Genomic DNA, 13,587 nt, shown 5'->3' on the forward strand with positions numbered 1-13,587 from the left:
CATGGCGCAGATGAAACTGGAAATAGCCGGTCGTTCGTTCATGGTAACCTGCCAGGATGGCGAGGAAGAGCATCTTACCAGATTAGCGGCCATGGTCGATCGCAAGGCCCGGGAAGCCGGCGACCCGGCAGGATTAACCGAAAGCCGTATGTTGCTGTTCACCTCGCTGCTGCTGGCGGATGAATTGCACGCCGCCCGAAACAAGAAGCCAGAACCGGAAACGGCAAAAGAGCCCGCCAAACCCGATCCGAAAGACGAACAGGCGATTATCGCGCTCGAAAAACTGGCGGATCGTGCCGAACAATTGGCGAGCAGCCTTGAGTAACGCCCCTTTCATGCCTAGATAGGTTTTGACGGGTACTGTCTGGCACGAGCTTGATACGAACATCCCTGAGGCGATATAACTTCCTAGGGAGCTGTCCCTGCCCGGATTGCGGACTGTTTGGCAGTCGGGTCCGATGCATATGGCGCCCACCTGACGTAATAGGCGTCAGAGGATTTTCCGGCAAACGACCAAGATGGTCCCGTCACTACCCTACAGAAAGAATAATTTTTTGAGTAGTTTAAGCGCTAAAAAGAAGAAGCTGCGTGAAGAATATCGCAGGCGCCGGGATGCGTTTTACGGTCAATTGGACATGGCGACGCGGGGCCTTGCTTTCCGGCGTCCGCCCACGCCTCTGGCGGAACTCATCGAGCGAAGCGAATGCGTTGCGCTATACAGCGCCATCGGATCGGAGGCACCAACGGAACGGCTGGCAGACTATCTGGCTGAAATCGGAAAAACCGTCGCATTTCCGGTCTGCACGGCCGACGCGCCACTGGAGTTTCGCAAGGTGGACAATCTTGATCTGCTCGAAGCGGGATTCCGCGATATCGCTGAACCCGGCGAGGATTGCCCGTCAGTCAGCCCCGATTTGATTATCGCGCCGATGCTGGCCTTTGACCGGTCCATGCAGCGCCTTGGACAAGGCGGTGGCCATTATGACCGCACGTTTGAACGTTATCCCGACGCGCTCCGCATTGGTCTGGCTTGGTCAGTACAGGAAACGGAAGACATTCCTGCAGAAAAGCATGACAAGCCCCTGCACATGATCGTCACAGAATCGGAAATCATCCAAACAGTGGAATTGACGTCATGACAGCAGAGCCAGACGAGAAACCACCCTACAACCCACCGGATCCACCGAACTGGCGCCAGCCTTTCGGGATGGTGCTCATTCTGATTGTAATTCTGCTGTGGAGCGGACTGGCCCTCAATATGATCGACTGGATCAGCGGGCTGAACTTCTGGCTGCAGCTGCCAATCTACATATTCGCGGGGATTGCCTGGATATTTCCAGTGAAGCCATTGCTGATCTGGATGAATACGGGAAAATTCCGCTCCTGAGGCGCCATTCCCCGCTTTTTCGGGAAATGGCGCGAGTGACGAGACTTGAACTCGCGACCTCCGGCGTGACAGGCCGGCGCTCTAACCAACTGAGCTACACCCGCTTATGCACCTGCATTGGGCGGTGGAGCAGCGCAAGTAGAAGAGCTCTGCATTTCTGTCAACAACACTCTTTCGATTATTCTGCATAATTCAGATTCCGTCCCGATTGATTGTCAATTTCCCCCGCTTTTCAGCGGCTACGGGTGACCTAAATGGCACGATTTTCCGAATCTTACAGCGCCGGTCCGGACAAGCCATTTTGACCGCAAACGCGATCAAAGCGCCTGGAGAATCGGAATCATGCCATTGGCGATAACTCGGCGTGCGATTCTTTCCCGACGTCTGGGCCGGTCGACAACCTGGCTTAGTTTATTTTGCGTTTACCAAATATTTTGCTTTGCCCGTCATAGCACCCGCATGTCTGATGCATGGATACAGAATGACGGACCACAGCAGCTCACTGGCCGCACGCGTGCCGACCATGGGGAACCATGGCGAGTTCCCGTCATCGCGCTCTCACGTCGCCCTGCAGCGGCGAGAGGCCCGCTCAATTTTCCCAGCACCGGCGACTGAATTCAATCGGGGTATAGCAGAATGGTAAAACGGTTTCTTTTCGCTCTCGCACTGGCCCTGCCGGGTGTCGCCATGGCAGCCAATAACGTGAGCCTGTCGAGCGACGTCTATGTCGAACGCAAGGTCGCAAAGCCGAACGGAACCACCGCGCTGGTACTCGAAGAACCGACAACCGTCACGGCGGGCGACAAGCTGGTGTTCGTGGTAAAATATAAAAATGTTGGCAATGCGCCAGCTTCCGATTTCTCGGTTACCAATCCGCTGCCCAAAGCGGTGGCGTTTAACGGCACTGCCGATGGCACCGAGCTGGTGTCCGTCGACGGGGGCAAAAGTTGGGGACCGCTGGGCGCCCTCACCTATGTCAGCAGCAACGGAAATGTTCGTCCGGCGCTGATGACCGATGTGACGCATGTGAAATGGACATTCAACCGCACCCTGTCCGCTGGTTCCGGCGGCAAGCTGGTATTTCGCGGCACCGTAAAGTAACCCTGCTGCGGCCAATAATCCGTTCTAACTGCAGATAATCAGTCAGCGAACAACAGGACGGGTGTCTCGAGGAAATGTTTCAAAGCCTGCACATAGCTGGCAGCGTCATAGCCATCGACCACCCGGTGATCGCATGAGATGGAGAGATTCATCAACTTGCGCGCCTGAAGCTCTCCGTCGATGATCATCGGCCGCTCGACGATCTTGTTCGGACCGATAATCGCCACTTCGGGGCGATTGATGACCGGGGTCGTCGCGATCCCGCCCAAAGGCCCCAATGACGTCAAGGTGAGCGTTGATCCCGAAAGCTCCGACGCTTTCGCCGTGCCATCGCGGGCCGACGCAGCCAAGCGGCTGATTTCGGACGCCAGCTGCCATATGTTCATATCCTGCGCGTTACGCAGAACTGGCACCATAAGTCCCTGATCCGTCTGTGTGGCCATGCCAAGATGCACCGCACCGTGGCGGGTCACCACGCCGGCTTCATCATCATAGATCGCGTTGAGCATCGGATATTGCGGCAGCGACTTGCAGATCGCGACAATCATAAGTGGCAACATTGTCAGTTTGGGCCGCTCACCGCGATTGGCATTCAGGTCCGCGCGCATGTCCTCCAGTTCGGTCATGTCGATTTCATCGACATAGGAGAAATGCGGAATATTGCGTTTCGATTCGGCCATATTCTGCGCAATTTTGCGCCGCATTCCGATAACCTTGATGGTCTCGTCCTCGCGCTTGTGCGAGACCCCGGAAGGCCGATAGCCTTCTCCCGATCCGTAGTTCAGATAGGCATCCAGATCGCTGTGCCGGATATGATCGCCCTGGGCTTTCACCTGGCTAAGGTCGACTCCGAGATCGCGAGCGCGTTTCCGCACCGCCGGGGTAGCGAGCACCTTCTGGCTAGCCTCATGTGACGGCTTGACGTCACTGGCTTCCTCATCGCTTACCGGTGCCTCTTCAGACTTTTTCTCAGCTTCGGCATGGTCGTCCGGATCAGAATCTTCTTCTTTTATTTCAGTATCTTGAACTTTTTCGCCGCTGTCGTCTGCTACTTCCAGATCTTCCAGTTCCTCAAGGTCGACATCCCCCTCAACCTCAATCTCGACCAGCATCGAACCGATCGAAACAATATCCCCTTCTTCTCCGGCAATCGCAGTAATCTTGCCGGAAACCGGTGCTTCCATCTCCACCGTCGCCTTGTCGGTCATGACATCGGCCAACTGGTCGTCTTCCGCGACAACATCGCCAACTTTAATATGCCACTTGACGATTTCCGCCTCGGCAATGCCCTCGCCAATGTCAGGCAGGTTGAATATAAATTTGGTCATGATTGCAAATCCCCGACAATTTTCTCCAGCGCCTCACCAATCCGGACCGGTCCCGGGAAATAGGCCCATTCCAGACTGTGCGGATAGGGTGTGTCAAAACCGGTAACCCGCTCAATCGGCGCCTCAAGATGATAGAAACAGCGTTCCTGCACCAGAGCAGACAACTCCGCCCCGAAACCGCTGGTCCGCGTCGCTTCATGCACGATCAGGCAACGACCGGTTTTCTTGACCGATTTTTCGATCGTCTCGATATCGACCGGCACCAGCGTCCGCAGATCAATGACCTCGGCATTAATTTCATGCTCTTCGACCACTGCCTTGGCGACGTGAACCATCGTCCCGTAAGCGAGCACCGTCACGGCATCGCCCTCCCGAACAATATTGGCCTTGCCGAGCGGCACGGTATAGTGCCCCTCCGGCACCTCAGCCTCGGAAAATTTGGACCAGGGCTCCACCGGATTGTCATAATAGCCGGTAAACGGGCCATTGTAGATACGCTTTGGCTCCAGAAACAGCACCGGGTCATTGTCCTCAATGGAGGCAATCAAAAGTCCCTTTGCGTCATGGGGCGTTGACGGAATGACGGTTTTCAAACCGGAAACATGAGTGAACATCGCTTCGGGCGACTGGCTGTGCGTCTGGCCACCGAAAATGCCGCCACCGACCGGCGACCGCACGGTCAGCGGAGCGGTGAATTCTCCTGCGGAACGATAGCGCAGCCGCGCCGCTTCGGAAATCAGCTGGTCCATGCCCGGATAGATATAGTCGGCAAACTGGATCTCCGGCACCGGTCGTAGACCGTAGGCACACATCCCGACCGCCGCTCCGATAATCCCGCATTCGGAGATCGGCGTATCAAAGCAGCGGGTCTTGCCGAATTTTTCCTGAAGACCTGCCGTCGCGCGAAACACACCGCCGAAATAGCCGACGTCTTCGCCCATGATCACGACATTTTCGTCGCGCTTCATCATCGTCTCGAGGCCGCTGTTGATGGCCTCTATCATGTTCATGACGGCCATTTGATCTCCCGCTCTTTATTCGCCTGCGCGGCCTGTTCCCTAAGATGCCAGGGCATGTCCTCAAACACGTCCTGAAACATGGTTTCAAATGGCTGATGCAGACCGTGGCCCAATATGCCGTTCTTGGCCGCTTCGGTGACCGCCTCCTTGACCGCCGCCAAAGATTCCGCGTCCAGTTGCTCCTGCTGCTCGACGCTCCAGATGCCCCGTTTGATCAGGTGTTTGTTGAGCCGCATGATCGGATCGCCGAGCGGCCATTCCTCGCGTTCCTGCGCGCTGCGGTAAGCGGTCGGATCATCGGAGGTGCTGTGCGCATCGGCCCGGTAGGTAAAATGTTCGATCAGGGTTGGCCCCTGATTGGTCCGGGCCCGCTCTGCCGCCCATCGGGTTGCGGCATAGACCGCCAGCGGATCATTGCCATCGACGCGCAGCGCAGCAATCCCATAGCCGACACCCCGCGCAGCAAAGGTGGTCCGCTCCGCACCGGCAAATCCGGAGAAAGACGAAATCGCCCACTGATTGTTGACAATATTCATGATGACCGGCGCGTTGTAGACAGCCGCAAAGGTCATCCCCGCGTGAAAATCGCCCTCCGCGGTCGATCCTTCGCCGCACCATACGGCAGCGATCCGGCTATCACCCTTGCTGGCGCTGGCCATGGCCCAGCCCACAGCTTGCGGATATTGCGTTGTCAGATTGCCCGATACCGTAAAGAAATTCAGCTCGCGCGAACTGTACATGATTGGCAACTGCCGGCCTTTCAGCTTGTCCGCCTTGTTCGAAAAAATCTGGTTGACCATTTCGATCATCGGATAACCACGGGCAAATAATATGCCCTGCTGGCGATAGCTGGGAAAACACATATCGTCCGCGTGCAACGCCATCGTCGAGGCAACCGACGTCGCTTCCTCGCCGGTACATTTCATGTAGAAACTGGTTTTGCCCTGACGCTGCTGCCGATGCAGGCGGTCGTCAAAAGTGCGTACCTGCACCATTGTGCGCAGCATCTTCAGCAGGGTCTCATCATCCAGCTTGGGATCCCAGGGGCCGACCGCTGCGTCGTCATCGTCGAGCACGCGAATCATGCTGTACGCCATGTCCCGCATATCTGTCGGGGCGACATTTATGTCCGGACGAGCCAGCTCGCCCGCCTCCGGTATATCCAGCTCACCATAGTCCACTACATCGCCAGGCCGATATTTGGGCTCCGGGACATGCAGGCTCAGCGGCGGCAGATTGCTCTTTTTTCTGTCATCAGCCATCAGGTCTCTCCAGCAGAAGTTGCGCAATCATTGCGCTGCAATATTCGTTCAACCGGCTGTTACAATATTACTATTGTCGACTTAGGTCAATCTCGCTGCCCTATTTTTTGGTTCATACCGCCACAGGCGCAGAAATATGGGCTTGCGGGTCATAATCTTGAACTTCGAAATCGCTGATTTCATATTGGAAGATCGAATCCGGTTTTCGGAGGATTTTGAGCTTCGGGTCCCCGCTCGGCTTCCGGGACAGCTGCTCTTCTACCAACTCGGAGTGGTTAAGATAGAGATGCACATCACCACCGTTCCAGACCAACTCGCCGGGTTCCAGATCGCACTGCTGCGCGATCATCCGGATCAGCAATGCCGCTGAAAATACATTGAACGCAAAACCGAGCCCCAGGTCACAGCTGCGCTGATAGAGCAGTCCGGACAGTTTGCCGTTAGAAACATAGAATTGATAGGTCTTGTGGCATGGCGGCAAAGCCATTTGATCCAGCTCGGCGACGTTCCAGCCGGTAAAAATATGACGCCGGGAACCAGGGTTGTTTTTGATCCCGTCGATCAGCGCGGCAATCTGGTTAATGCCCTTGTCCTCGCGCCGGAAAAGCCCCTCGCCCGCCGGCGTGTAGCGCGGCCAATCGACCCACTGCTTGCCATATACCGGCCCCAGATCCCCCCAGCGCGCGGCGAATGCATCATCCTCAATGATCCGCTGCTCAAATATGTCCCGGTCGATATCTTCCCCGGTTTCCGTGCGATATTTGTCGAGCGGCCAGTCGGTCCAGATATGGACCTTCTGCTTAACCAGCTCGCGAATATTGGTATCGCCCGTGAGGAACCACAGCATTTCCCGCGCCGCAGTTTTCCAGAAAACACGCTTGGTCGTGAGCAGCGGGATCGCATCATTGGCCAGATCAAAGCGCATGGTCACACCAAAAACGGCGCGCGTGCCAACCCCGGTACGGTCAACCCGTTCATCCCCCAGCGTCCAGATCCTGCGCATCAGGTCAAGATATTGCTGCTCGTAATGCTGGTCGGGAATCAAGCGACATACCTCCTCTGGCGTATGCCTGATGCTAGACCTCTACCATGCTATGCTCAACCGGCCTGTTTCATTTCCCAGCAAATCACCTAAAATTTTATTGAAATTTCGTAGGCAGAACAGCCCCAATGACTTGAACACTCATTGTCGTTATCATATAAATTGCTTAGTCGTTCGGTAATGCACGACCAAGCAATCGGTTCGGGAAGTAGCTCAGCCTGGTAGAGTACGGCGTTCGGGACGCCGGGGCCGGAGGTTCGAATCCTCTCTTCCCGACCAAATCTTTGCTTTCGAAAAGTTGAGAGAAAACAGCGCTGCCAGCTGCGGTCTCCAGCAATGCCTTTTCTTGTCGCCCATAGCTTCCTTGACCAAAGGTCGATAGCGGTTGGTTGGTCGCAGCTCCCGCTCACATTGCATGAAAAGTGCCGAAAATAATCTTCTAAGTCGGCGTTAACCTTATATTGAGTATACGCCTGTAATTCCTCCTTTCATGAGCACGCGCGTTTTAATAGTCGATGATCGACCGACAAACCTGAGGATCTACGCCCAGTTTGTGACGTTGATGGGGGAGAAATATTCCGCCGTCACCTATGCAGACCCGGTGGAGGCCCTGGCTTGGATGCAAGATAACAAAGCGGATTTGATGGTCGTCGACTATCGGATGCCGCAAATGAACGGGGCGGAGTTTATCCGAAAAGTCAGGATGATGCCTGGCGCCAATGAAATTCCCGCGATCGTAATAACAGCCCATCAGGACCGCGAATGTCGACTGGCGGCGCTTGATGCTGGAGCCACCGATTTCCTGCAGAGCCCGGTATCGCACGTCGAATTCTGCAGCCGCGCCATGTCGTTGCTCACCAAAAGAAAGAAAAGCGCGACCTTGCGCCAGCGCGCGTCGGAAATAGAACGCAAGCATGCTGCTGTCGGTTCTACAAGCTCCTCTGACGGCCACTCCGGCAAAAGCATGCTGGAGCAAATTATCGATACAATTCCGATCATGATCAACGCGACGGATCGTTCGGGGAAATGTCTGTTTACGAACGCCTACCAGTCAGCGCTGTTTGACAAAGACCCTGATGAAATGGTCGGCACGGATTTCGCCGACAATTTTGAACCGACTTTGGCGGCAAACACCCGTCGGCGGGATGCGCTGGTTCTCAAATCCAGCTTGGCCATTCCCCATTACGAAGAGAAAATCACTAGCGATGGGGTAGACCTTGTTTTTCATTGCAACAAATCACCGCTACTCAATCATGACGGTGAAACGATTGGCGTTTTGACGACGGCCGTCGATATTACTGCCCGGAAATTTGCGGAAGAACATAGAACGCATTTGGCGTTGCACGACATGCTGACGGGGCTTCCCAATCGTGTATTGCTGGCCGAAAATGTGAAAGCGGCCATCGACAATTGCAAGAAAACAAATAGCGAAGCGGCGCTTTTGCTTCTGGACCTTGATCGCTTCAAAATCATCAACGACACGCGAGGCCACCACAGCGGTGACGCACTTTTGCGCGAAGTGGCGGAGCGTATTTCCAAGATCATCGGCCCCTCCGATTTTGCTGCGCGTATCGGCGGCGATGAGTTCGCGATTATTTTCAGCGAGGTCAAAAATATTGACTCAATAAATTCCCGCTGTGCCAACCTCCTGAAAGCGATTAGTGAACCCTACGCTATCAGCGGTATCGGTCAGGTGATCAGCGCATCGATCGGGGTCAGCCTGATCCCCGGTGACGGCGATGAATATGAGGAAGTTCTCCGCATGGCGGACCTTGCCATGTATGATGCCAAAGCGAACGGCCGCAATTGTCATCGCTTCTTCTCAGAAGAGATGAACCAGATTGCACAGGCCGATGCAGCGCTCGAAAATGAACTGCGAGACGCGTTCAGGGAAAACCAGTTTGCGCTCGAATATCAACCGATTGTTGATGCTCAATCACTGGAATATGTCGGTTTGGAAGCACTGATCAGATGGGATCATCCAACTCGAGGACGTCTGCTCCCAATCCAGTTCATTCGGGTTGCCGATGAAAGCGGGCTGATGGACGTACTCGGCAACTGGGTCATCGGTGAAGTATGTCGGGAAATAAAATCCTACGCAGACCGGGGCATTGATCTGCCAAGGGTCGCGATCAACGTTTCGCCGAGACAGTTCCAAAATCAAAATCTTTGTGATGAATTGCTTTCAAACATCGAATCAAATGGAATTGAACCATCGAAGATTACGATCGAAATCACCGAAGAACTGCTGATCGACAATAATGAAGAGGTCAGAGCCGCCCTTCAGCGCATTCGAAGCCATGGCGTGGGCATCTCCATTGACGATTTTGGCACCGGCTATTCGTCCCTGCAATATCTCAGAGACTTGCCAGCCAATTGCCTCAAAATTGATCGCACGTTCATTTCGCGCATAGAACATAGCGCTGCAGATCGCGCCATCATCGGCACAATTGCGCATCTGGCACATGCGCTCGATATGCGCGTTGTCGCCGAAGGCGTTGAAAATGATGCGCAGCTTGAGTTACTGCGCGTATCAGGGTGCGACGAGATACAAGGCTTCAAGATCGCGCGCCCCCAGCGGGCTGAAAATCTGGACAAACTCTTTGACGGTCGGAAAGACGACCCGGCTACCTTTGCAGCAGAAGGGTAAGGAGATTGCTCTCCTCTACATCGAGCGCTCCGGCCAAGTCGCATAAGCACCACCGACATCCGAAAAGCGGGATGGACGGTCAAGTAAGCGACCGTGAGCACGAAATGATCAAGAACCGGATCATTTTGATCATTCTTGCGTGGTCTGCCTTTGCTTTTGCTGGCGATTCTCCGGGACTGGTCATTGGCTTTGGTATCTATTTCATTGTCAGCATAGCTGTTGCCATTGCCTATCACCTACATCCATACGCTTCGAACCTGCGGCGTTTTCTGGGTCTTTGCATCGATTTCGGCGCGGCTGCTTTTCTGTTTCACATTGGCGGGGAAAGCTTCGCGGCGGTCTATCCTGCGCTGCTTTGGGTCATTCTGGGCAACGGGTTCCGTTTTGGAGTAAACTGGCTCTATCTCGCCTCGGCCATGGCCGCCATCGCTTTCGGCTTTACAATCTATACCGTCGACTATTGGCGCAACAGCCCATCGCTTTCGATCGGCCTGCTCGTCGCGCTGATCGTGATACCTGCCTACTGCTCGACACTGATCACGAAAATCTCTCAAGCGAAGGAAGAAGCTGAGGCTGCGAATAAAGCGAAAAGTCTGTTCCTGGCCAGCATCAGCCACGAACTGCGGACACCGCTGAACGCCATCATCGGCTATGGGACGCATTTGCTTGAAATGAAACTGCCGGATACGCAGCATCAGATGATCAATACCAGCGTCTCCGCTGGCCGTCATTTGCTGCATCTGATCAACCAACTGCTGAACTTTGCTCATTCTGATTCACGCGACGAACTGCCTGAACCAAGGCCATTTTCAATGGTCGACGTCCTCTCTGAAGTGCGGGATATAATGCAGATCGCAGCCGCAAAGAAGAATCTCCACATCATCCTGCAAGCCGAGCCCAACAGCGACCAGATGATTGCCGGCCAACTCGACTATGTCCGCAACATTCTGATCAATCTGACCAGCAATGCGATAAAATTCACGGAATCGGGATCAATCACGCTACAATGCGGCTTCCGGCAAAAAAACGAAGATGGCGAAATGTGGATTTCGGTCACCGATACCGGACCTGGCATCCCGAAAGACGCGCAGCAGAAAATCTTCGAGGTCTTCCAACAAGCCAATGACACGATCGCGAGCGAGTTCGGCGGAACCGGGTTGGGACTGGCAATCTGTCGGAAACAGGCCAGCTTGATGGGCGGGCAAATTTCTTTGGAGAGCGAAGTTGAGGTAGGCAGCAGCTTCACCCTGTCTTTTCCAGCCGAGATTTTGAAACCTGAAGAAAGCAGCGGCGAACAGGAAGTCGTCAGAATTCTGTCTCTCACTCGCGGTATCGATGCACCGGTCATCTGTAGCGATGACAAGCAACCGGTCAAAATCGACCACGTCCAATGTGAGACGGCGGACGACGTCAACACGATTCTCGAACATCGCAATCTGAAGCTTTACGATATCGCCCTCCTGGATCAGGCAATCGCAAGCGCTCACGATGATCAATCGCCGCTATGGACCGCATTCCGCGAAGCGCAACTTCCTCCCGTTCTATTGGCGGAAGGAAAACAGAAAAGCCTTAAAGATCTGCAGTTGCGGGCCGCTTTTGCAACCACATTGCCGGCCGGTTCCGACTTCAGCGCAATCCGCAGCGCTGTTCAGATAGGCTGTTCCTTCGTCGGTTTAACGGCGAAGGAAGACACGGATTCAACTGACCAGGATCAACCCCTGGAAATTGCACCGGCCCGGGTGCTGGTCGCGGATGACAACCGGACAAACCAGATGGTTTTGGAAACCATATTGTTGAACGCTGGTCACGCCGTAACCTTAGTGGCGGACGGCGAGAAAGCGCTTGAAGAGCTCGAACGCGGTCCATACGACATTGTATTCCTCGATGTGAACATGCCGATCATGGGCGGCATAGAATGTTGCAAACTTTGGCGGCAAATGGAAGACCCGCGTAATCATGTTCCTATCATCGGCTTGACGGCTGATTCTACCGACGAGACCGAGACGAGATGCCTTGATGCCGGCATGGATTTGCGGATGACCAAGCCGGTTGAAGCGGCGGAACTCATCAACGTCATCGCTACCCAGACGACAAACAGACAGGTCCGGGCCGAAAGCGACGTCGCGACGGATCCTTTGGGTGTCGTCAGCAATATTGCCGGAAGAAAACGCAAGAATGATCCTCCTGCAGTCGATCGAACGCAGCTGGACTATCTTTTGTCGATCGGGGACGCAGCTTTCGTCGATTCTATCGTCGAGGCCTATCTGGAAGATGCCAACGACATTCTTGCGGCGTTCCGCAAATCCGTCACTGATCAGTCGGTCGATGATTTCCGCTTCCATGCGCATGCATTCAAGAGCGGTGCCGCAAATGTCGGTGCAAACATCCTGGTGCAGACCTGCTCCAAACTGGAAGTGATTGGTGAAGCCGAGTTCAGCGAGCGGCGGTTTGAGTATCTGGCGAAGGTTGAACAACAGCTGGAGGAAATCCGCGCTTGCCTGAAAGCAATTTCAGACTCCAGCCATAGCGAAGCCGAAACCGAGAATGCAGCCTTGGCGTGAGCCGCAGCTAGACAGCCTTCAGCGACCGAATGATACGGCGGTCCTGCGCGGCAGCCAGCCGTTCCATCTTTCGTACATCCGACTCTTCAAGATACAGCGCCGTCTCTGCCCAAGTGTCGGTGATTTCCAGCAATTCTTCCAGACTCACCGGATTAGCGATTTTCCGGGCGCGATAGACAGCCCGTTCCGCGTGGAATCTCCTGCGGTTTTGGCGCGTATATTCTACGATAGCGGCCTCGCCCATCCCGTCTTCCGCCAGGATATCGACGACGCCCATGTCGTACAGTTCGCTGGCGGAGAATAATTTTCCTTCCAGAATGAACCGTTCGGTTTCTTTGCGACTGAGCCGCTGCCGCAAAAAGCTGTAAGCCCCCATACCGGGGAAAAGATTGAACAGGATTTCCGGCAATCCCAGTCGCGCACTCTTTTCGGCGACCAGAATATCGAAAGCCAGTGCGTGCTCGAAACCACCCCCCAGTGCATCGCCCTGCACCAGCGCCATTGTGATGATCGGCGCCCCGAACGCGGTACTATTCTCATATTGCATATGAACGCATGTCCGGGCGTATTTTTTTAATCCGCCAAGATCACGGCGACGGATGCAATCTGCAAAATGTTTCAGATCACCGCCCAGATTGTAAATTCCCGGCGTTCGTGAGCCGCAAACAAAATAGCGCATCGGATCAGCATCTTTTGCTCTCTCCCGCGCGTAATTGGAGTGGATCCAGTCTTGCACCTGCTGGATCTCGTCTCCCAGCTCATAGGTGTAACTCGGACGCGACTTCTGGTTCATGTAGCACCAGAAGATCTCGTCAGACCGATCAAAGCGCAGCTCTATTTCGCTGAACTTTTTTGAGAAAATATCGGGATCGGGGTTGGTTAATGAATGGTCTAAGGTATCATTCGGGTCGATCGATGAACCTCGATCCAGATCGTTGGAAGCGCGGCCACGAAAGTCCATATGATACTCCATTTTTGGCAAAGGGTTTGGCGTTACTGCACCTAACAAGTTCCTCTGCCTATGGGTGAAATTTTAAGATATGCCCCATTTCAATGCAAGTAAAACCGAGAAGAATTTGTAACATACTTAATTGATTCCAAATTTTTCTTATCTTTGCGTCGTTTGAGCAAAAATAACCGTCCAAATATGGTTAATATCTGACCGAATATCGGCAAAAATCTTGCGTTCGGCTACTTTTTTCCTCTGATTTCAAGCGGCTGATAACGCCCGAAATCG

11 protein-coding genes and 2 tRNA genes are annotated in these 13,587 nt (G+C 54.2%); 7 read left to right on the forward strand and 6 right to left on the reverse strand.

The annotated features are described in order from the left end of the window. The first annotated feature begins 1 nt into the window (after window position 1). The 3 genes from ACN0WW_RS02960 (at window position 2) to ACN0WW_RS02970 (ending at window position 1,387) form a co-directional block, all read left to right on the forward strand. Window positions 2–325, forward strand: a complete 324-nt coding sequence (locus ACN0WW_RS02960) for a cell division protein ZapA (RefSeq protein WP_417609234.1) — start codon at window positions 2–4, stop codon at window positions 323–325. A 229-nt stretch (window positions 326–554) separates the two neighbouring features. Continuing rightward, entirely contained in the window at window positions 555–1,139 is a 585-nt protein-coding gene (locus ACN0WW_RS02965; RefSeq protein WP_417609236.1) for a 5-formyltetrahydrofolate cyclo-ligase, read from the forward strand. Next, window positions 1,136–1,387, forward strand: coding sequence for a DUF2842 domain-containing protein (locus ACN0WW_RS02970; RefSeq protein WP_417609238.1), 252 nt, complete (start codon window positions 1,136–1,138; stop codon window positions 1,385–1,387). Before ACN0WW_RS02965 ends, ACN0WW_RS02970 begins: the two co-directional genes overlap by 4 nt. 27 nt (window positions 1,388–1,414) lie before the next feature. Here ACN0WW_RS02970 and ACN0WW_RS02975 read toward each other — a convergent pair. After that, window positions 1,415–1,491, reverse strand: a tRNA-Asp gene (locus ACN0WW_RS02975). 532 nt (window positions 1,492–2,023) lie between these two features. On the opposite strand from ACN0WW_RS02975, the gene ACN0WW_RS02980 reads away from it, so the two are divergent. Beyond that, on the forward strand, window positions 2,024–2,488 hold the full coding sequence (locus tag ACN0WW_RS02980) for a hypothetical protein (RefSeq protein ID WP_417609240.1): 465 nt from the start codon (window positions 2,024–2,026) through the stop codon (window positions 2,486–2,488). Between the two features lie 38 nt (window positions 2,489–2,526). Here the strand turns inward: ACN0WW_RS02980 and ACN0WW_RS02985 are convergent, their stop codons facing one another. From ACN0WW_RS02985 to thyA, 4 genes are all read right to left on the reverse strand, one after another. Further along, entirely contained in the window at window positions 2,527–3,816 is a 1,290-nt protein-coding gene (locus ACN0WW_RS02985) for a dihydrolipoamide acetyltransferase family protein (RefSeq protein WP_417609242.1), read from the reverse strand. Next, on the reverse strand, window positions 3,813–4,835 hold the full coding sequence (locus ACN0WW_RS02990; RefSeq protein WP_417609244.1) for an alpha-ketoacid dehydrogenase subunit beta: 1,023 nt from the start codon (window positions 4,833–4,835) through the stop codon (window positions 3,813–3,815). Before ACN0WW_RS02990 ends, ACN0WW_RS02985 begins: the two co-directional genes overlap by 4 nt. Beyond that, window positions 4,823–6,097 (reverse strand): 3-methyl-2-oxobutanoate dehydrogenase (2-methylpropanoyl-transferring) subunit alpha, encoded by a 1,275-nt coding sequence (locus tag ACN0WW_RS02995; RefSeq protein ID WP_417609246.1) that lies wholly within the window; start codon window positions 6,095–6,097, stop codon window positions 4,823–4,825. Before ACN0WW_RS02995 ends, ACN0WW_RS02990 begins: the two co-directional genes overlap by 13 nt. A 112-nt stretch (window positions 6,098–6,209) precedes the next feature. After that, complete coding sequence (gene thyA, locus ACN0WW_RS03000) at window positions 6,210–7,142, reverse strand: thymidylate synthase (RefSeq protein ID WP_417609248.1); 933 nt, start codon at window positions 7,140–7,142, stop codon at window positions 6,210–6,212. A 199-nt stretch (window positions 7,143–7,341) separates the two neighbouring features. Between thyA and ACN0WW_RS03005 the strand changes: the two genes are divergently transcribed. From ACN0WW_RS03005 to ACN0WW_RS03015, 3 genes are all read left to right on the forward strand, one after another. Further along, a tRNA-Pro gene (locus ACN0WW_RS03005) sits at window positions 7,342–7,418 on the forward strand. A gap of 211 nt (window positions 7,419–7,629) precedes the next feature. After that, window positions 7,630–9,789: an EAL domain-containing protein gene (locus ACN0WW_RS03010; protein ID WP_417609250.1), complete on the forward strand. Its 2,160-nt coding sequence runs from the start codon at window positions 7,630–7,632 to the stop codon at window positions 9,787–9,789. A 71-nt stretch (window positions 9,790–9,860) separates the two neighbouring features. Further along, entirely contained in the window at window positions 9,861–12,350 is a 2,490-nt protein-coding gene (locus ACN0WW_RS03015) for an ATP-binding protein (RefSeq protein WP_417609252.1), read from the forward strand. 7 nt (window positions 12,351–12,357) lie between these two features. On the opposite strand, the gene ACN0WW_RS03020 is transcribed toward ACN0WW_RS03015, so the two are convergent. Beyond that, entirely contained in the window at window positions 12,358–13,311 is a 954-nt protein-coding gene (locus ACN0WW_RS03020) for a crotonase/enoyl-CoA hydratase family protein (RefSeq protein WP_417609254.1), read from the reverse strand. Between the last annotated feature and the right edge of the window lie 276 nt (window positions 13,312–13,587).

It is taken from the genome of Parasphingorhabdus sp. (assembly GCF_048269865.1).
In the GTDB taxonomy this organism is placed as follows: domain Bacteria; phylum Pseudomonadota; class Alphaproteobacteria; order Sphingomonadales; family Sphingomonadaceae; genus Parasphingorhabdus.